This is a genomic window from Mycobacterium sp. SVM_VP21 (assembly GCA_024758765.1).
Lineage (GTDB): Bacteria > Actinomycetota > Actinomycetes > Mycobacteriales > Mycobacteriaceae > Mycobacterium > Mycobacterium heraklionense_C.
Map to the genome: position 1 here is coordinate 813,660 of CP101406.1, position 17,719 is coordinate 831,378.

The following is a 17,719-nucleotide window of genomic DNA, read 5'->3' on the forward strand; positions in this document are numbered from 1 at the left end:
ACCGTTACCGTCGGCTCCGGCGTTGCCGGCCTTGCCGCCGTAACCGCCGTCCTGGCCGGTGTACTGCTGCCCGTCGCCGCCGTTACCGCCGTTACCGCCGTTACCGGTACCGGTGGCGGCAGCGCCCTGCTGGCCGTTAGCGGCGCCGCCGGCACCGTTACCGCCGGCTCCCGCGGTGCCGCGGTTGCCGCCGTTGCCGCCATTGCCGCCGTGGCCGGCCGCCTGGCTGGTGTCGCCGCCACCGGCGCCGTTACCGCCGTTACCACCGTTACCGGCCGTACCGGCAGCGCCACCGTTACCACCCTTGCCTCCGGCGCCCTGGGTGCCGTCGGTGCCGCCGCCGGTGCCGTGGCCGGCCGCGCCGCCGAGGGCGCCATCACCGCCCTTGCCGCCGTCACCACCGTTACCGCCGGTGCCGCCGTCGGTGCCGTTGCCCCCGCTGCCCGCGCCGGCATTGCTGCCGGCCGTGCCGTTGTTGCCGGCACCACCGTTACCACCGACACCGCCGTCTCCACCGAGGCCGCCGTTACCGCCGTTACCGGAGGTCGACCCGCCGTCACCGCCGGCGCCGCCCTTGCCGCCGGCCGCGGCACTACCGCCGTTGGTGCCGTTGCCGGCGCCGTCGGTGCTACCAGCCGACCCGGCGGCACCGGTGCCGCCGTTACCGCCGGCGCCGCCATTACCGACCGCGCCGCCGTTGCCGCCCTTGCCACCGTCCCCGCCGAGCTGGCCGGTGCCGATCTGGCCGATGCCGCCGTTGCCGCCGTTGCCGCCGTTGCCGTCGCCCACGGCGTTGGACCCGGCGTTGCCGCCGGCTGCCTGGGTGCCGTCGGTGCCGTGGCCGCCGGCGCCGCCGACACCGGCGCTGCCGTGGGTGCCGCCATTACCGCCGGTGCCACCGGAACCTGCGGCAGCACCGCCACCGCCGCCGGCACCGTTACCACCGTTGCCACCGTTACCGCCGGCACCGGCGTTACCGCCGTCGCCGCCGACTCCGCCGGCCGCACCGTTGCCGTTGGTGACCGTTCCCGCGTCACCACCGGTGCCGCCCTGGCCGCCCTGGCCGCCCTGGCCGCCGTTGTCGGCATTGCCGCCGTTGCCGCCGCTACCGGCGGTGGCGTTGCCACCATCGGTGCCAGTGGCGCCGGTACCGCCCTGGCCGCCGTTCCCGGCGCCGCCGCCGGCACCGGCATCGCCGGAGACCGAACCTCCGTTGCCGCCGCGGCCGCCGCTTCCGCCGGTGCCACCCATGCCGCCATTGCCATTGCCGCCGCCGGCGAACGACCCGGTCGCACCCTGGGCACCGTCGGCGCCGTGGCCGCCGTTACCACCGTTGCCGTAGTCGCTGGCATTGCCGCCGGCACCGCCGTTGCCGCCGGCACCGCCGGGCGTGGTCGGGGTGAAGCCGTCACCGCCGGCGCCGCCGTTGCCCTGCGACACCGTCGAGCTGCTGCCGTTGGTGCCGCCGGTACCGGCCGTTCCGCCATGCCCCACGGTGCCTCCGTTGCCACCGTTGCCGCCGTCTACGTGGCCGGCGGTGCCATCGGCGCCGTCAGCTCCGTTGCCGGCCGTGCCGGAGTTTCCGCCGTCACCGCCGCTGCCGTGGCTGCCGCTGTTGCCGTGGGCCGCGCTGCCGCCGTCAGCGCCTTCACCACCGTTGCCGCCGTTGCCGGCCGCCCCGCCGCTGCCACCGTTGCCGTCACTACCGGTGAAGGAGCCCTCGGCGCCGTTGCCGCCGTTGCCGCCGGTGCCGCCGGAGCCGCCCTGACCGCCGGCACCGCCGTCACCCGACACAGTGCCACCGTCGCCGCCCTTGCCGCCCTTACCGCCGTTGCCGCCGTTCTGGCCGGCGCCGCCGGAATCGCCCGGATTGGCGCCGTTGGCGCCGTTGCCGCCGGCGAAGCCGTGGTCGCCGGAGTCGCCGTCGCCGCCGTTGCCGCCGTTGCCGCCGTTGCCGTTGTTGCCGGCGTTGCCACCGACGCCGCCGTTACCGCTGTTTGCGCCGGTGCCGCCGTCGCCGCCGTTACCGCCGTTGCCCTGCTCGATGCCGCCGCTACCACCGGCACCACCGTTACCACCGGTGTCGCCGATACCGCCGGTACCACCGGCGCCACCGTTACCGGTCTGGCCGGCATCGCCACCGTCACCGGCGTCGCCACCGTCGCCCGTACCGGTGCTGGTACCGCCGTTGCCCCCGGCCCCGCCATCGGCGTTGTCGCCCTTACCGTTACCGCCGTCACCGCCGTGACCACCGGTGCCGCTGCCGGTGGTGCCACCGCCAGCACCGCCGTCACCGCCGCTGCCGCTGTTGCCGGCACTACCGCCGGTGCCGCCGCCGCCGCCATTTCCGGCGCCGGTGCCGGTGCCACCGTCACCGCCCTGACCACCGTTGCCGGCCTCCGAGCCGCCGGTTCCGCCGGCACCACCGGCGCCGCCATCGGCTTCGTTTCCGTCGCCGCCGTGACCGCCGTTGCCGCCGTTGCCGTATTCGCTGCCGTCGCCGCCGGTACCGCCGGCGCCGCCGGCCACACCCGGAGTGCCGGAGTCGTAACCGTCACCGCCGTCGCCGCCGTTGCCCTGAGATCCGGTGGAAGTGTTGCCGGTCGAGCCGTTGCTGCCCGGAGTCGAACCTTCACCCCCGTCGCCGCCGGCACCGCCCTGCCCGAGGTCACCGCCGTGGCCGCCCTTGCCGCCGTCGGGATGGTTGGCATTGCCCTCGGCGCCCTTGCCGCCGTCGCCGGCGTTACCGGAATCACCGCCGTTACCACCGTTGCCGCCGGCACCCTGGCTACCGCCGGTGCCGTGCGACGAGCTGCCGCCGGCACCACCGGCACCACCAGTGCCGCCCATACCGCCGTCGCCACCGGTGCCGCCCTTGCCGCCGGTGCCGTCGCCACCGTCCTCGTACGAACCGGTCGTACCGGTCGCGCCGTTACCCCCGGTGCCGCCCCCGGCGCCCGTGCCGCCGGCACCACCGTCACCACCGTTACCGGTGACCGAGCCGCCCTTACCGCCGGCTCCACCGGCACCACCGGCACCACCGGTCTGGCCGGCGCCGCCCGAGTCGCCCGGGTTCTCGCCGTTGCCGCCGTTACCGCCGGCCGCACCGTTACCGCCGATGCCGCCATGGCCGCCGTTGCCGTGGTCGCCACCGTCACCACCGGCGCCACCGGCGCCACCGGTGTTTCCGGCCTCGGTGGAGTTGCCACCGTTACCACCACGACCGCCGTTGCCGCCGTCGATGGCCGTGCCGTCAGCGCCATTGGCGGCCTGCGCAGTCCCGGTGCCGTCGTGTCCGCCGGCACCACCGGCACCAACGTGACCCGCGTCGCCGCCGGCACCGCCGGCACCACCGGCGCCACCGATCGGACCGTCAGCACCATTGCCGCCGTTGCCGCCGTCGCCACCGACCCCGGAGTTACCGCCGACACCGCCGGCACCACCCAGACCGGCCAGGCCAGACGCACCGAAGTGCCCGCCGGTCGCGGCCAGACCGCCGTTGCCACCACAACCGCCCGCTCCACCGTCGCCGCCGTTGGTGCCGTTGGTGCCGGCCGTGCCCGCACCACCGCTACCCGGGGCGGCGTTCACGCCGTCGACACCGGCGAACCCGGCTCCGCCGAAGCCACCGGCGCCGCCGACACCACCGGCTCCGCCGTCGCCGCCGACACCGATCAGGATGCCGCCCTTGCCGCCGTTGCCACCGTCGCCACCGATACCGCCGACACCACCATTGCCGCCGGCCGCGTTCGCGCTGCTTGAATCCAGGCCGTTGACTCCGGCCACGCCGGCACCACCGGCACCACCAATACCGCCATTGCCGAACAGGAAGTGCGCGCTGCCGCCCACACCACCAGCACCGGCAATGTCGCAGCCGCAATCGGCGTCACCGCTCGCCGCACCGCCGACGCCACCGGCGCCACCGTCGCCGAAGATCCAGCCGCCTTCGCCGCCGGCACCACCGTTCGCACCCGCAGCCCCGATGCCACCGACGCCGCCGTTGCCGAATAGACCCGCGTCACCACCGGCGCCGCCGATCCCGTTGTTGATGTCGACCACGCCGGCCGAACCTGCGCCACCGTCACCGAACAGGAAACCGCCATCATGCAAGTTGCCGAAGAGCTGCGGGGCCAGGCCGCCGATCAGCGACTGGTTCACGACATCGCCCTCGATGCCGTTACCGATGAGGTCGCGGCCGAACAGCGCCACGAACGGCAAGTTGATCACGTCATTGATCGGCGCTCCGACCTGGAGCCAAATCTGACCGAGGTCATGCAGGCCGTTGTACAACCCCGCATAGGCCTGCCAGACGAACTGGTCAAGCGGGCCGAGCGGATCATTCGGGAAACCCCAGTCGTCGGCGGGCGCAGCGCCGGGGAGCGCGCCCATGGCGGCGAGCAGATCGTCAAAGTTGGAGCTGTTCAGCGACAGGGCCGCCGGATCGAAACCTGCGGTCATCGACTCGATCAGCGAGTCGATCGCTTCCTCAATACCGAAGTCGGCCTGCGCGGCCGGCATGGTCGCCAGCGGCGCCATCCCGAACGCCAAGAAGGCCGCAGCCGCGCTTCCAGCGCCCACTACCCGTCGACGCGAGACGGTGGACGAACCGCCCGCCATTCGGACCTGATTGCGACGACTCATTCTGAGACCTCCCGATGTATTGAGTTAGTTTTCACTGCGACACAGTTGCCGACAAATTATCACTAGAATGTGATCGTTAACAATTGTGCATGAAGACGGACATTTTTCGCGTGCAGGTTCAGCCCGCATTAGCACAACACGCCAGCTAGAGCGCGTGCGGACGCTGTCGCTCCCGGCTTAAGCCCCACACTTTTCATTCGTAGGTAATTTTGCGTACACAAATACAATGCATAGCTCTGCGAATACGTATTAATACCTACGGGGAACACGTATCTGCCGGGTCGCGAGAAGCTTGTGAATACGCCAAAAGCCCCGGAGACGGGCGTCTCCGGGGCTTTTGCGTACGCGCGGCTGGCTACAGCTCGGTGGCGGTGCCCCCGGCTGCGGTGATCTGCTCGCGGGCACTGCCGCTGAACTTGTGCGCGGTGATGTCGACCTTGACGGTCAACTTGCCGTCGCCGAGCACCTTGACCAGCGTGTTCTTCCGAACGGCGCCCTTGGCGACCAGTTCGTCGAGGCCGATGGTGCCACCGTCGGGGAACAACCGGTTGATGTCGCCGACATTGACGACCTCGTACTCGGTGCGGAACCGGTTGCGGAAGCCCTTCAGCTTGGGCAGCCGCATGTGGATCGGCATCTGCCCACCCTCGAACCGGACCGGCACGTTCTTGCGTGCCTTGGTGCCCTTGGTGCCGCGGCCCGCGGTCTTACCCTTGGAACCCTCACCACGGCCGACGCGGGTCTTCTTGGTGTTCGACCCGGGCGCGGGGCGCAGGTCGTGCAGCTTGATGGTCATTCTGCTTCCTCCACTTGCACGAGGTGGTGAACAACCCGGATCAGCCCACGAGTCTGCGGGTTGTCCTCACGCACCACCGACTGGCGGATCTTGCGCAGGCCCAGCGTGCGCAGGCTCTCGCGCTGCTTCCAACGGGCACCGATGGTGCCGCGGACCTGGGTGATCTTCAGGTTAGCCATGATTACGCCGTGCCTTCCCGCGCCGCGGCGGCAGCCAGAGCTTCGCTCTCGCGACGAGCCTTGAGCATCGCGGCCGGCGCCACATCTTCGATGGGCAGGCCACGACGGGCCGCCACCTCTTCCGGACGCTGCAGCATCTTCAGCGCGGCAACGGTGGCGTGCACCACGTTGATCGCGTTGTCGCTGCCCAGCGACTTGGACAGGATGTCATGCACGCCCGCGCATTCCAGCACGGCACGCACCGCGCCGCCGGCGATCACACCGGTACCCGGGCTGGCCGGACGCAGGAACACCACACCGGCGGCGGCTTCACCCTGCACCGGGTGGGTAATGGTTCCACCGATCAGCGGCACCCGGAAGAAGCCCTTGCGAGCCTCCTCCACGCCCTTGGCGATCGCGGCAGGCACTTCCTTGGCCTTGCCGTAGCCGACGCCGACCAGGCCGTGGCCGTCACCGACGATCACCAAAGCGGTGAAGCTGAACCGGCGGCCACCCTTGACCACCTTGGACACCCGGTTGATCGCGACGACGCGCTCCAGGTAGTTGCTCTTGTCGCCGTCCCGGTTGTCACGGCCGCCACGGCCGCCGTCGCGGCCACCACGTCCACCGCGGTTGTCACGGTTGTCGCGCCCGTCGCTGCGGGGGGCACTGCCCGTGTCGGGACCTGCCGAGGAGGCCCCTGTCGGCTGCTCCGCCATCATGCGGTCCTTCCAGTCATCTTCACGTCAGTCATCTGAGCGCCGCTCCCCTTCATCGCTTCGCTCTGCATCGTCACGGCGCGCATCAGAAGTTCAATCCGCCCTCGCGCGCCGCGTCGGCCAGCGCCGCAATGCGCCCACCGTAGGTGTAGCCACCGCGGTCGAACACCACGTCCTGGACGCCGGCGGCCTTGGCACGCTCGGCGATCAGCTGTCCGACCCGCACACTGTGGGCCTTCTTGTCGCCGTCCACACCCCGCACGTCGGCCTCGATCGAGGACGCCGCAGCCACCGTGTGACCAGCGAGGTCGTCGACCAGCTGGACGTGGATGTGCCGCGAGGAGCGGTGCACGACCAGGCGGGGACGCTCGGCGGTGCCGGACACCTTCTTGCGCAGCCGCGCGTGCCGACGAATCCGGTGGGTACGCCGAACCTCGGAGATGTTCTGCCCGACGGGTTTGCGGTCCGGGGTGCCTGTTTGTGATTGCGCCATGACTACTTACCTGTCTTTCCGACCTTGCGGCGAACCTGCTCACCCTCGTAGCGCACGCCCTTGCCCTTGTAGGGGTCGGGGCGACGCAGACGGCGGATGTTCGCCGAGATCTGGCCGACCTTCTGCTTGTCGATGCCCGAGACGGAGAACTTGGTGGGCGTCTCCACCGCGAAGGTGATGCCTTCCGGAGCCTTGATCAGCACCGGGTGGCTGTAGCCCAGCGCGAACTCCAGGTCGCTGCCCTTGAGCGCGACGCGGTAGCCGACGCCGAAGATCTCCATCTTGCGGACGTAGCCCTCCGACACACCGGTGACCAGGTTGGCCAACAGGGTGCGGCTCAGGCCGTGCAACGACCGGTTGCGCCGGTCGTCGTCCGGCCGGGTCACCACGAGGGCGCCGTCATCGTTGCGAGCAACGTTGATCGGCTCCGCCACGGTGAGCTCCAGGGTGCCCTTGGGCCCCTTGACCGATACGTTCTGACCATCAATGGTCACGTCGACCCCGGTGGGAACCGGGACCGGCTGCTTACCAATACGCGACATGTCTGCTACTCCCTCACCACACGTACGCGAGGACTTCGCCGCCCACGCCCTGCCTGGCCGCCTGACGGTCGGTGAGCAGACCCGAGGACGTGGAGATGATCGCCACGCCCAGGCCGCCGAGCACCCGTGGCAGGTTGGTCGACTTTGCGTAGACCCGCAGGCCCGGCTTGGACACCCGGCGCAGACCGGCGAGGCTGCGCTCCCGGTTCGGGCCGTACTTGAGGTTGACCACCAGCGCCTTGCCGACGCGGGCGTCTTCGACGTGGTAGTCGGTGATGTAACCCTCGCGCTTGAGGATCTCGGCGATGTTGGCCTTGATCTTCGAGTGCGGCAGGGTCACCTCGTCGTGGTACGCCGAGTTGGCGTTACGCAGACGGGTCAGGAAGTCCGCGATCGGATCCGTCATAGTCATTTAGGCTGCTCCTCCACCCTCACCAGCTGCTCTTCTGCACACCGGGCAGCTCGCCGGCGTGCGCCATTTCGCGCAGGCAGATTCGGCACAGGCCGAACTTGCGGAGCACCGCGCGCGGGCGGCCGCACTTGTTGCAGCGGGTGTAGGCGCGCACCGCAAACTTGGGCTTGCGGGCCGCCTTGATAACCAACGCCTTCTTAGCCATGGTCAGTTCTCCTTGAACGGAAAGCCGAGAGCCCGCAGTAGCGCTCGTCCTTCGTCGTCGTTGGTCGCCGAAGTGACGACGGTGATGTTCATCCCCCGCGGGCGGTCGATGGAGTCCACGTCGATCTCGTGGAACATCGACTGCTCGGCCAGCCCGAAGGTGTAGTTGCCGGAACCGTCGAACTGCTTGGCCGACAGCCCGCGGAAGTCGCGGATACGCGGCAGAGCAATCGAGGTGAGCCGGTCCAGGAACTCCCACATCCGGTCACCGCGCAGGGTGACCCGGGCACCGATCGGCATGCCCTCGCGCAGCTTGAACTGTGCGATGGACAGGCGGGCCTTACGGATCTCCGGCTTCTGGCCGGTGATCGCGGCCAGGTCGGTGACCGCATTGTTGATCAGCTTGGCGTCCCGGGCGGCTTCGCCGACACCCATGTTCACCACGACCTTCACCACGCCCGGGATCTGCATCACGTTGGCGTAGTTGAACTCTTTGTGCAGCGCGTCCCGGATCTCCTCGCGGTAGCGCACCTTCAGCCGAGGCTGGGTCTTCTCTGCAGTCGTCATCTCTAGATGTCCTTGCCGTTGCGCTTGGAGACGCGAACCTTCTTGCCGGACTCGGCGTCCACCCGGTAACCGATCCGGGTGGGCTGTCCGTCGGAGTCGACGACCATCACGTTGGAGACGTGGATCGGGGCCTCTTGCGTGACGATGCCGCCCGAGGAAGCACCGGCCTGGTTGGCCGAGTTCGCGACGTGCTTCTTGATCCGGTTGACACCCTGGACCAGCACCCGGTTGCGGGTGGGGAAAGCCTGCAGGACCTTGCCCTTGGCGCCCTTGTCCTTACCGGCGATGATCAGGACGGTGTCGCCCTTGTGGACCTTCATCTACAACACCTCCGGTGCCAGCGAGACGATCTTCATGAACTTCTTCTCGCGCAGCTCGCGACCGACCGGCCCGAATATGCGGGTGCCGCGCGGGTCGTTGTCGGCCTTGATGATCACGGCCGCGTTCTCGTCGAACTTGATGTAGCTGCCGTCGGCGCGGCGACGCTCCTTGACGGTGCGCACCACGACGGCCTTGACGACATCACCCCGCTTGACGTTGCCGCCCGGGATGGCGTCTTTGACGGTCGCGACGATGACATCACCGATGCCTGCGTATCGCCGCGACGAGCCGCCGAGCACCCGGATGCACAAGATCTCCTTGGCGCCGGTGTTGTCGGCGACCTTCAACCGCGATTCCTGCTGAATCACCAGATCTCCTAAATAATCGAGTCGACGCCCGGCACGCCAAGTGGCATGCCGGATTCTCCCCGGTCGTGCATGGTCTTCTTCATCGCCGAAGTGCACGCAGGGCCAACTTGCGCTGGCCGAGGTCTGCTGACGGCAACCCCTAGAGCTTAGGTGACGGAGCCCGCATCGCCAAATTGCTGGCCGAGCGGCTACCGCAGATCCGCCGCGCAACGAAACCCGATATGGCTCGTGGCGGTGTCCTGTGACTGCGGGGACCGGGCCGCGGGGCGATAGCGGTGGCAGTACTCCGGCGCGCACAGATGCGAACCGCCCTTGAGGGTCTGGCTGATGTCGGGGTGGGCGGGGCCGGCCGGTGCGCAGCAGGCCTTCGGCGGCGCTGGCCGGTCCTGGAGCCGATGGTGGGCCGAGAACTCGGTGGTCGTCCACTCCCAGACGTTGCCGATCATGTCGAGGAGCCCCCACGCGTTCGGCGGAAATGTTCCTACCGGTGAGGTCCCGGCCCAGCCCAGGGCGCCGTCGTTGCGGTAGGGAAAGTCGCCCTGCCAGGTGTTGGCCATCAAGGCACCGCCCGGCTTCTCCTCCTCGCCCCACGCATAGGTGCTCACGCTCCCGGCCCGGGCGGCGTACTCCCATTCGGCTTCGGTCGGCAACCGGCGTCCCGCCCACCGAGCAAAGGCCGCGGCGTCGGGATAGGCCACCTGGACCACCGGGTGATCCGGCTTGTCCTCGACGGTGCTGTCCGGTCCGAACGGGTGCCGCCAGTTGGTGCCGGGGATCCACTGCCACCACTGCCGCCAGTCGCGCAGGTCGACCGGCCCGTCAGTGGGGCGAAACACCAGGGCGCCCGGTTCGGCGTCGCCGTACCGCGCGGGATCGAGCTCCTGTTCAGCGAGCGTGACGTAGCCGGTTGCGTCGACGAATGCGCCGTACTGCGCATTGGTCACCGGATGACGCTCCAGCGCGAACGGCTGCACCGCCGCGCTGTGAATGGGCGCCTCTTCGGGATAGAAACTCGTGGAACCCATCCGGAACGTACCGGCCGGGATCTCAACGAGGTCCGTCAACACCACATCAGTCCCGCGAAAATGCCGCAGCGATAGTCTTTTTCGCATCCAGGTACGGCGCGCCGCTGACATCCACGGCGACGTCCGCGATGGTCCCGCCGGTGAAGGCGAACGGTGCACGGTACGCCGACGACACCGCCTGGCCGGTATTGCGCCCGACGCTGACTCCACCCCCGGCCAACGCGAAGGCACCCGGCTGGGCGACCATGTCGGGCAGGGTGGCGACCACCTCGTCGTCGATGTACAGCGAGGTCTCGCCGACCGGCGTGTGACTGCCCTCGACCGTTCCGGTGCGCTCGAACCGGACTCCGAAAATGTGCTGCCCCAACGGAACCGGATCGGGCGATGACAGCCACTGTTCGCGCTCGCCGAGGAAGTTGTAGACGTAGTGCAGTTTGCCGCCCTGAACGAACAGCGCATGACCGCCGTGTCGGGCACCCTGCTTGAACAGCAGCCCCTCCGCAGCAGCGGAATCCACCGTGACGCGGGCCAACACCGAGAATGACCGGCCGCGAAGCTCCACGCACGCCCCCAACGGCACCTCGGCGGTGTTCGGGTAGTAGGTATAGCCGGTACGGTCGCCGGACAGATACGGCCGTTGGCGGGTGGTCATCTCGAAGATGTTCAAGTCCGCCAACGGCAGGCCGTTGTACTTCTCGGCCTCGGCGAACCACATCGCCTGCAGTTCTTGGAGTTTCTCCGGATTCTCGGCGGCCAGGTCGTGGCACTGGCTGCGGTCCTCGGCGAGGTGGTAGAGCTCCCACCGGTCGTCGTCGAAGTGACTCCATCCCGACGGGGTCGCCGCATGCACTGTGTTGGCAAACCAGCCACGGTGCCAGATCCCGCGGGTGCCCAACATCGTGTAGAACTGGGTGTGTTTGCCGGTGTCTGCGGCCGGATCAACCAGCGCTGCCTTGAAGCTCACGCCTTCCAGCGGCCGCTGGGCAATACCGCGCACAGTCTCCGGCGGCGTGATACCGAGCAGGTCGTAGACCGTCGGGGTCACGTCGCACACGTTGACATAAGTGTCGCGTACCTCGCCGCGCGCGGCGATTCCGTTGGGCCAGCTGACGATCGCGGGGTCGGCTATGCCGCCCTCATGGGAGGCATAGCGCTTGTAGAGCTTGTAGGGCGTGTTGAACGCCATCGCCCAGCCGACCGGGTAGTGGTTGTAGGTTTCCGGGCTACCCAGCTGATCGAAGAGTTTCATCGCCTCTTCGACCGAGTCGATGTAGCCGTTGAAGAACTTGTTCTCGTTGGGCGAGCCGTTCGGACCACCCTCGCCGCTGGCTCCGTTGTCGGAGATCACCACAACGATGGTGTTGTCGAGTTGCCCGGACTCCTCAAGGTAGTCCAGAATCCGCCCGATCTGGGCGTCGGTGTAAGTCTGGAAACCCGCGAACACCTCGGCCATCCGGGCGAACAGACGCTTCTCGGAGTCATCGAGGCTGTCCCACGGACGGACTATGTCCAGCAGCGGCCAAGGCTGGCCGTCGGTACTGGTCACGCCGGCGTAGGGGTTGACCTCGGACAGCTCGGTGTCCGGCGGCACCAGTCCCAGCTTCTTCTGATTCGCCAACACGACTTCCCGGTACTTCTCGTAGCCCATGTCGAAGCGCCCGGCGTAGCGGTCGGCCCATTCGGCGAACACATGGTGCGGGGCGTGGCCGGCACCCGGGCAAACGTAGCCGAACCAGGGCTTGCCGGGCGCGATGGTCTGCGCATCGCGAATGAATTCGATTGTCTTGTCGGCGATGTCCTTGGACAGGTGGTAGCCGTCCTCCGGCGTGGCGGGCGGCGCGACCGGGTGGTTGTCATAAACCAGGTCCGGATACCACTGGTTGGTCTCGCCTCCCATGAAACCGTAGAACCGTGCGAATCCCCGCTGGGTGGGCCAGTGCCGGCGGGCGCCGGCCATGTTGGACTCTTCCAGCGGGGTCAGGTGCCATTTGCCGACGCAGAAGGTGTTCCAGCCCTGTTCGGCGAGAACCTCACTGAGCAAGGCGGTTTCGAAGGGAATGCGTCCGCTGCAGTTGGGGAAGCCGTCGGTGAACTCTTCGATGGTGGCCATGCCGACGCTGGTTGCGTTACGGCCGGTCAGCAGCGAAGCCCTGGTCGGGGAGCACAGGGCGGTGGTGTGGAACTGGGACAGCCGCACACCCCGCTCCGCGATCCGACTCATGGTGGGCATCTCCACCAGCCCGCCGAAGCAATCCCAGGTAGCGATACCGGTGTCGTCCCAGACCAGGTACAGCACGTTGGGCGCGCCTTCGGGGGCGGTCGGCGCCGCGAACGGCCCCCAGTCCGGTTCCGAATCCCGGATATCGAGACTGACCTTGCCCGTGAATTCCACCATCGCTCACTCCGTTGTCGGCCCCCAGAACGGATGAGACACTACCGGCCCGGTGCCCAAGCGGCAGCGTTTGAGGCCGGGGCCGTGCGAGCGTAGCCGATGGCCGGTTGTCGCCGACGCCGGCCGACACCAGCCCGCCAAGATGTTTGGCTCACGTACAGAGTGGGTAGCCCGGTCACCGCTTACTTCATGGAAGTTCTGGGGGGAAACCATGAGTTGGACACATCGATGAGGGCGCAGCATTCGTTGGGGCTCAATCTGTCTTGGCTGCGCGTGACCACCGTGTTTCTGATCGACATCGGCATCTTGTGGGTCGGCGGTCATTGGCCGGCCCAGCTCGGCGCCCCCGAGCGCGCATGGTGGCCGGCGGTGGGCCTTGCCTCGGTGCTTTCGACGGCTTCGTTGATCACCCACCGCCGGGTACCGCTCACCGCAATCGTGCTGGCTCGGCTGCTCGATCGCTTCGCGACCCCTGCGGCGTTTCTCACCGAAGGCTGTACGCCCGGCTTCGACCACCGCCGTCGCTACAGTCGCGACATCGTCGGAGTACGCGAACACCGCGGGCGGCTGGTCTCGGTGATCGCCGTGCCATCCCCGCCGACCGAAGCGACTGGGCGGCATCGCCGCGTCCCGGCGCCCGTGCCGACTCTCTCCGTTGAGCTCGTCGCCGCCGGCCTGCGCCAGTTCGACATACGCCTGGATGGGATCGACATCGTGTCAGTACGAACGTGCGACTCCCCGGCCGACTCTCCCGATGACGAACGCGACTCCGACGGGGCGGCGGTCAATGGGCCCGGCTCCTGCGGATGCGGACCACAGGACAACTGGCTGATCCTGCGGATGGATCCGATGCACAACACCGAGGCGGTGGCGGTTCGCGACTCAGTCGCCGCGACCCTGGCCGTAGCCACCGAACGACTGGCACGCGACCTGTGCGAACGTCACCTGGACGCGCACATCCTGTCCGCCGACGAATTCGACCAGGTCGACACGGCTCTCTTGGCCGGTCTGCAGCCCACCAGGCTCCGCCGACGTCGCCGCCGCCTGAAGCAGAAGGAGAGCAAGGGCCCCAAGCAGTTCGCGGCCACATTTTGGATGTCGCCGCGCGACATCTCCACGGAGAATCTCGAGCGGCTGTGGCTGCCGGAGACCGATACGACCGCGGTGACAGTGCGCCTGACGCCGCAGCAGCGCCACACCGACGTCGCAGTCCTGGTGCGTTACCACACCGCGAGCAGACTGCGCCGGAACGCCTCCGCCGGATTGAACCGTCTCAACGGCCGTCAATTGACAGCACTGAGTACCAGCCTGCCGACGCCGACCCAACGCACGCTGGCGGTCCCGGCCCGGGTGCTCAACGGCGAGGATTCACTGCAGGTTCCGCTCGGCCCGGCCACGCCGCAACCGTTGGCGCGGGTCAAAGTGCCGGCATGACCGGCCACACCACCCCAGACACGACGAAGCCCCACGACATCGGTCGCGGGGCTCTGTCGTTCTTACTTAGCCTTCTCCAGGATCTCGACCAGGCGCCAGCGCTTCGACGCCGACAACGGACGGGTCTCCATCAGCGACACGCGGTCGCCGATGCCGGCCGTGTTGTTCTCGTCGTGCGCCTTGACCTTCTTGGTGGTCCGGATGATCTTGCCGTACAGCGGGTGCCGCACACGGTCTTCGAGCTCGACGACGATGGTCTTTTCCATCTTGTCGCTGACCACGTAGCCGATCTGGGTCTTGCGGCGGCCCCGCGGGGTCTCCGTGCGCGGGGTGTGCTTGGCACCCTTCTCGGTGGCCTTGCCCTCGGAGGCCTTAGCCTTTGCAGCCTGTGCCATTACGATGCCTCGCCTTCAGAACCAGCGGGACCGGACGCCAGGCCCAGTTCCCGTTCGCGCAACACGGTGTAGATGCGCGCGATCTGGTGGCGCACCGTGCGGAGCCGACGGTTGTTGGTGAGCTGCCCGGTCGCCATCTGGAAACGCAGGTTGAACAGCTCTTCTTTGGACTCGCGCAGCTGCTCGACGAGCTCGTCGGCGTTAAGCTCGCGCAGTTCGCCAGCGGTAACTCCCACTGCCATCAGAACTGCTCCTCTCGGGTCACGATGCGTGCCTTGATCGGCAGCTTGTGGATCGCCCGGGTCAGTGCGGCGCGGGCAATGGCCTCGTTCGGGTAGCTCAGCTCGAACAGCACCCGACCCGGCTTGACGTTGGCGACCCACCACTCCGGCGAACCCTTACCGGAACCCATACGGGTTTCGGCGGGCTTCTTGGTCAGCGGACGGTCCGGGAAGATGTTGATCCACACCTTGCCGCCACGCTTGATGTGCCGGTTGATGGCGATACGAGCGGACTCGATCTGCCGGTTGGTGACGTAGGCGTGCTCCAGTGCCTGGATGCCGTACTCACCGAACGTCACCGCGGTGCCGCCGCTGGCGATACCGCGCTGCTTGGGGTGGTGCTGCTTGCGGTGCTTGACCTTACGGGGAATCAACATGACTAGCTCTCCGTACTCTGCGTTTCCGCTGCAGCGGTGGTCTCGGCGACCGTTTCCGCAGCAGCGGCGTTCTCAGTGCTCTCAGCGGCACGCCCGGCGTCGGTGCTGGTCGCGGTGGTACCCGAGGCGCCGCTGCGGCGCGGGCGGGTGCCCGTCGGGCGCTCCCGGCGCGGACGGTCGGCCGACGGTGCGGCGACGGCCAGCTCGCGCTTGCCACCGACCACGTCACCCTTGTAGATCCAGACCTTCACACCGATCCGGCCGAAGGTGGTCTTCGCCTCGTACAGCCCGTAGTCGATGTCGGCCCGCAGCGTGTGCAGCGGCACCCGACCTTCGCGGTAGAACTCCGAGCGACTCATCTCGGCGCCGCCCAGACGGCCCGAGCACTGCACCCGGATGCCCTTGACGTTGGGCTGACGCATCGCCGACTGGATCGCCTTGCGCATCGCGCGACGGAACGCCACCCGGTTGCTCAACTGCTCGGCAACACCCTGCGCGACAAGCTGGGCGACGGCCTCCGGCTGCTTCACCTCAAGGATGTTCAGCTGCACCTGCTTACCGGTGAGCTTCTCCAGATCGCCACGGATCCGGTCAGCCTCGGTGCCGCGGCGGCCGATGACGATGCCCGGACGAGCCGTGTGGATGTCGACGCGGACCCGGTCGCGGGTGCGCTCGATGGTCACGTCGGCGATACCGGCACGCTCCAGGCCGCTCGAGAGCAGCCGGCGGATCGCCACGTCTTCCTTGACGTACTCCGCGTACTGCTTGTCGGCGTACCAGTGCGACTTCCAGTCAGTGGTGATCCCGAGCCGGAAGCCGTGCGGGTTGATCTTCTGGCCCATTACTCCGAGCCCTCCTTCGCGTCGGACGTCTCAGGCGCCTTCTTGGCTGCCGCCTTCTTGGCGGGCGCCTTCTTCGCCGCCGCTTTCTCAGTCGCCTTCTCGGCAGCCTTGGCTGCGGAAGCCTTCTTCGCCGGCGCCTTCTCGGTCACCTTGGCCGCCGAAGCCTTCTTCGCGGGGGCCGTCTGCGCGGCGGCCTTGCTGCCCTGCGCACGACGCGCCCGGGCCGCGCTGGCGGACTGCGCCGAGCCGCCACCGGAGGACGGCCGGCTCTCCACCACCACAGTGATGTGGCTGGTGCGCCGACGGATCCGGTACGCACGCCCCTGGGCGCGCGGCTTGATCCGCTTGGCGGTCGGGCCCTCGTCGGCGTAGACGCTGGCCACCACGAGGGTGGCCGGGTCCAGGCCGTCGTTGTTCTGGGCGTTGGCCGCCGCGCTGGCGATGACCTTGGCCACCGGCAGGCTGGCCTGCTGCGGTGCCCAGCGCAGGATGTCCAATGCTTCGGACACCGACTTGCCACGGACCAGGTTGATCACCCGGCGTGCTTTGCTGGCCGAGATACCCACATGGCGGGCCTTGGCGACAGCGGACGGGAATTCAGTCGTAACGCTCACCGGCGCTTAGCCTTCCGGTCGTCTTTGATGTGTCCCTTGAAGGTGCGCGTCGGAGCAAATTCGCCGAGCTTGTGCCCGACCATCGACTCGGTGACGAATACCGGGACATGCTTGCGGCCGTCGTGAACGGCGAACGTGTGCCCGATGAAGTCCGGGATGATCGTCGACCGACGGGACCAGGTCTTGATGACCTGCTTGGTGTTCTTCTCGTTCTGCACGTCGACCTTCTTGAGCACATGCTCGTCGACGAACGGACCCTTCTTGAGGCTGCGTGGCATCGCTTTCCCTCCGATTCCTAGCGCTTCTTGCCGGTGCGCCGGCGTCGGACGATGAGCTTGTCGCTGGGCTTGTTCGGCCGGCGGGTGCGACCCTCCGGCTTGCCCCACGGGCTGACCGGGTGCCGGCCGCCGGAGGTCTTGCCCTCACCACCACCGTGCGGGTGGTCCACCGGGTTCATGACCACACCACGGACGGTCGGGCGCTTGCCCTTCCACCGCATACGGCCGGCCTTACCCCAGTTGATGTTGGCCTGCTCGGCGTTGCCCACCTCGCCGACGGTGGCGCGGCAGCGCACGTCGACGCGACGGATCTCGCCGGAGGGCATACGCAGCGAGGCGTAGGCGCCTTCCTTACCCAGCAACTGAATGCTGGAGCCAGCGGAGCGGGCCATCTTGGCGCCACCGCCCGGGCGCAGCTCCACGGCGTGCACCAGGGTGCCCGCGGGGATGTTGCGCAGCGGCAGGTTGTTGCCCGGCTTGATGTCGGCGTTCGCGCCCGACTCGACCACGTCACCCTGCGACAGACCCTGCGGGGCGATGATGTAGCGCTTCTCGCCGTCCAGGTAGTGCAGCAACGCGATGCGGGCGGTGCGGTTCGGGTCGTACTCGATGTGCGCGACCTTCGCGTTGACGCCGTCCTTGTCGTGGCGACGGAAGTCGATCACGCGGTAAGCACGCTTGTGACCGCCACCCTTGTGCCGGGTGGTGATCCGGCCGTGGGCGTTACGCCCACCGCGGCCGTGCAGCGGCCGAACCAGCGACTTCTCCGGGTGGGAGCGGGTGAGCTCAGCGAAATCGGAGACGCTGGCACCGCGACGACCGGGGGTCGTCGGCTTGTACTTGCGGATTCCCATGTCAGT

General features: G+C 68.4%; 20 protein-coding genes and 2 pseudogenes. 1 reads left to right on the forward strand and 21 read right to left on the reverse strand.

What is annotated here, in order from left to right:
* Positions 1-234 precede the first annotated feature (234 nt).
* From NM962_04035 to NM962_04100, 14 genes and pseudogenes are all read right to left on the reverse strand, one after another.
* Positions 235-456, reverse strand: a pseudogene (locus tag NM962_04035) (hypothetical protein).
* 1,818 nt (positions 457-2,274) lie between these two features.
* Positions 2,275-2,523, reverse strand: a pseudogene (locus tag NM962_04040) (hypothetical protein).
* A 2,473-nt stretch (positions 2,524-4,996) separates the two neighbouring features.
* Complete coding sequence (gene rplO, locus NM962_04045) at positions 4,997-5,437, reverse strand: 50S ribosomal protein L15 (GenBank protein ID UVO13315.1); 441 nt, start codon at positions 5,435-5,437, stop codon at positions 4,997-4,999.
* A complete protein-coding gene (rpmD, locus tag NM962_04050) occupies positions 5,434-5,616 on the reverse strand; it encodes a 50S ribosomal protein L30 (protein ID UVO13316.1) in 183 nt (60 codons plus the stop codon). Before rpmD ends, rplO begins: the two co-directional genes overlap by 4 nt.
* 2 nt (positions 5,617-5,618) lie before the next feature.
* Complete coding sequence (gene rpsE / locus NM962_04055; GenBank protein ID UVO13317.1) at positions 5,619-6,314, reverse strand: 30S ribosomal protein S5; 696 nt, start codon at positions 6,312-6,314, stop codon at positions 5,619-5,621.
* A gap of 85 nt (positions 6,315-6,399) precedes the next feature.
* The gene (gene rplR / locus NM962_04060; GenBank protein ID UVO13318.1) at positions 6,400-6,807 is read right to left on the reverse strand and encodes a 50S ribosomal protein L18; all 408 of its coding nucleotides are present in this window, start codon (positions 6,805-6,807) and stop codon (positions 6,400-6,402) included.
* A 2-nt stretch (positions 6,808-6,809) separates the two neighbouring features.
* On the reverse strand, positions 6,810-7,349 hold the full coding sequence (gene rplF / locus NM962_04065; GenBank protein ID UVO13319.1) for a 50S ribosomal protein L6: 540 nt from the start codon (positions 7,347-7,349) through the stop codon (positions 6,810-6,812).
* Between the two features lie 13 nt (positions 7,350-7,362).
* Complete coding sequence (rpsH, locus tag NM962_04070; GenBank protein UVO13320.1) at positions 7,363-7,761, reverse strand: 30S ribosomal protein S8; 399 nt, start codon at positions 7,759-7,761, stop codon at positions 7,363-7,365.
* 19 nt (positions 7,762-7,780) lie between these two features.
* Positions 7,781-7,966, reverse strand: a complete 186-nt coding sequence (locus tag NM962_04075) for a type Z 30S ribosomal protein S14 (GenBank protein UVO13321.1) — start codon at positions 7,964-7,966, stop codon at positions 7,781-7,783.
* Between the two features lie 2 nt (positions 7,967-7,968).
* A complete protein-coding gene (gene rplE, locus NM962_04080; protein ID UVO13322.1) occupies positions 7,969-8,532 on the reverse strand; it encodes a 50S ribosomal protein L5 in 564 nt (187 codons plus the stop codon).
* Positions 8,533-8,534: 2 nt separating this feature from the next.
* On the reverse strand, positions 8,535-8,852 hold the full coding sequence (gene rplX / locus NM962_04085) for a 50S ribosomal protein L24 (protein UVO13323.1): 318 nt from the start codon (positions 8,850-8,852) through the stop codon (positions 8,535-8,537).
* A complete protein-coding gene (gene rplN / locus NM962_04090; protein UVO13324.1) occupies positions 8,853-9,221 on the reverse strand; it encodes a 50S ribosomal protein L14 in 369 nt (122 codons plus the stop codon).
* 188 nt (positions 9,222-9,409) lie between these two features.
* On the reverse strand, positions 9,410-10,288 hold the full coding sequence (locus NM962_04095) for a formylglycine-generating enzyme family protein (GenBank protein ID UVO14542.1): 879 nt from the start codon (positions 10,286-10,288) through the stop codon (positions 9,410-9,412).
* Between the two features lie 4 nt (positions 10,289-10,292).
* On the reverse strand, positions 10,293-12,641 hold the full coding sequence (locus tag NM962_04100; protein ID UVO13325.1) for an arylsulfatase: 2,349 nt from the start codon (positions 12,639-12,641) through the stop codon (positions 10,293-10,295).
* Between the two features lie 225 nt (positions 12,642-12,866).
* On the opposite strand from NM962_04100, the gene eccE reads away from it, so the two are divergent.
* Positions 12,867-14,072: a type VII secretion protein EccE gene (gene eccE, locus NM962_04105; protein UVO13326.1), complete on the forward strand. Its 1,206-nt coding sequence runs from the start codon at positions 12,867-12,869 to the stop codon at positions 14,070-14,072.
* 62 nt (positions 14,073-14,134) lie between these two features.
* Here the strand turns inward: eccE and rpsQ are convergent, their stop codons facing one another.
* From rpsQ to rplB, 7 genes are read right to left on the reverse strand one after another with little or no spacing between them, the layout of a single operon-like run.
* Entirely contained in the window at positions 14,135-14,467 is a 333-nt protein-coding gene (gene rpsQ / locus NM962_04110) for a 30S ribosomal protein S17 (GenBank protein ID UVO13327.1), read from the reverse strand.
* A complete protein-coding gene (gene rpmC / locus NM962_04115) occupies positions 14,467-14,709 on the reverse strand; it encodes a 50S ribosomal protein L29 (GenBank protein ID UVO13328.1) in 243 nt (80 codons plus the stop codon). Before rpmC ends, rpsQ begins: the two co-directional genes overlap by 1 nt.
* Positions 14,709-15,125 carry a 50S ribosomal protein L16 gene (rplP, locus tag NM962_04120; GenBank protein ID UVO13329.1) on the reverse strand — a complete coding sequence of 139 codons (417 nt, stop codon included), beginning with the start codon at positions 15,123-15,125 and terminating at the stop codon, positions 14,709-14,711. Before rplP ends, rpmC begins: the two co-directional genes overlap by 1 nt.
* A gap of 2 nt (positions 15,126-15,127) precedes the next feature.
* The gene (gene rpsC, locus NM962_04125; protein ID UVO13330.1) at positions 15,128-15,967 is read right to left on the reverse strand and encodes a 30S ribosomal protein S3; all 840 of its coding nucleotides are present in this window, start codon (positions 15,965-15,967) and stop codon (positions 15,128-15,130) included.
* Positions 15,967-16,581: a 50S ribosomal protein L22 gene (rplV, locus tag NM962_04130; GenBank protein ID UVO13331.1), complete on the reverse strand. Its 615-nt coding sequence runs from the start codon at positions 16,579-16,581 to the stop codon at positions 15,967-15,969. The genes rpsC and rplV overlap by 1 nt, the downstream gene beginning before the upstream one ends.
* Positions 16,578-16,859 carry a 30S ribosomal protein S19 gene (gene rpsS, locus NM962_04135; protein UVO13332.1) on the reverse strand — a complete coding sequence of 94 codons (282 nt, stop codon included), beginning with the start codon at positions 16,857-16,859 and terminating at the stop codon, positions 16,578-16,580. Before rpsS ends, rplV begins: the two co-directional genes overlap by 4 nt.
* A gap of 17 nt (positions 16,860-16,876) precedes the next feature.
* Positions 16,877-17,713, reverse strand: a complete 837-nt coding sequence (gene rplB, locus NM962_04140; protein ID UVO13333.1) for a 50S ribosomal protein L2 — start codon at positions 17,711-17,713, stop codon at positions 16,877-16,879.
* Between the last annotated feature and the right edge of the window lie 6 nt (positions 17,714-17,719).

Excerpts from the sequence above, each read along its gene's own strand:
- rplO (UVO13315.1), bottom strand. The coding sequence starts at position 5,437 with ATGACCATCAAGCTGCACGACCTGCGCCCCGCGCCCGGGTCGAACACC.
- rpmD (UVO13316.1), bottom strand. The coding sequence starts at position 5,616 with ATGGCTAACCTGAAGATCACCCAGGTCCGCGGCACCATCGGTGCCCGT.
- rpsE (UVO13317.1), bottom strand. The coding sequence starts at position 6,314 with ATGGCGGAGCAGCCGACAGGGGCCTCCTCGGCAGGTCCCGACACGGGC.
- rplR (UVO13318.1), bottom strand. The coding sequence starts at position 6,807 with ATGGCGCAATCACAAACAGGCACCCCGGACCGCAAACCCGTCGGGCAG.
- rplF (UVO13319.1), bottom strand. The coding sequence starts at position 7,349 with ATGTCGCGTATTGGTAAGCAGCCGGTCCCGGTTCCCACCGGGGTCGAC.
- rpsH (UVO13320.1), bottom strand. The coding sequence starts at position 7,761 with ATGACTATGACGGATCCGATCGCGGACTTCCTGACCCGTCTGCGTAAC.
- NM962_04075 (UVO13321.1), bottom strand. The coding sequence starts at position 7,966 with ATGGCTAAGAAGGCGTTGGTTATCAAGGCGGCCCGCAAGCCCAAGTTT.
- rplE (UVO13322.1), bottom strand. The coding sequence starts at position 8,532 with ATGACGACTGCAGAGAAGACCCAGCCTCGGCTGAAGGTGCGCTACCGC.
- rplX (UVO13323.1), bottom strand. The coding sequence starts at position 8,852 with ATGAAGGTCCACAAGGGCGACACCGTCCTGATCATCGCCGGTAAGGAC.
- NM962_04100 (UVO13325.1), bottom strand. The coding sequence starts at position 12,641 with ATGGTGGAATTCACGGGCAAGGTCAGTCTCGATATCCGGGATTCGGAA.
- eccE (UVO13326.1), top strand. The coding sequence starts at position 12,867 with ATGAGGGCGCAGCATTCGTTGGGGCTCAATCTGTCTTGGCTGCGCGTG.
- rpsQ (UVO13327.1), bottom strand. The coding sequence starts at position 14,467 with ATGGCACAGGCTGCAAAGGCTAAGGCCTCCGAGGGCAAGGCCACCGAG.
- rpmC (UVO13328.1), bottom strand. The coding sequence starts at position 14,709 with ATGGCAGTGGGAGTTACCGCTGGCGAACTGCGCGAGCTTAACGCCGAC.
- rplP (UVO13329.1), bottom strand. The coding sequence starts at position 15,125 with ATGTTGATTCCCCGTAAGGTCAAGCACCGCAAGCAGCACCACCCCAAG.
- rpsC (UVO13330.1), bottom strand. The coding sequence starts at position 15,967 with ATGGGCCAGAAGATCAACCCGCACGGCTTCCGGCTCGGGATCACCACT.
- rpsS (UVO13332.1), bottom strand. The coding sequence starts at position 16,859 with ATGCCACGCAGCCTCAAGAAGGGTCCGTTCGTCGACGAGCATGTGCTC.
- rplB (UVO13333.1), bottom strand. The coding sequence starts at position 17,713 with ATGGGAATCCGCAAGTACAAGCCGACGACCCCCGGTCGTCGCGGTGCC.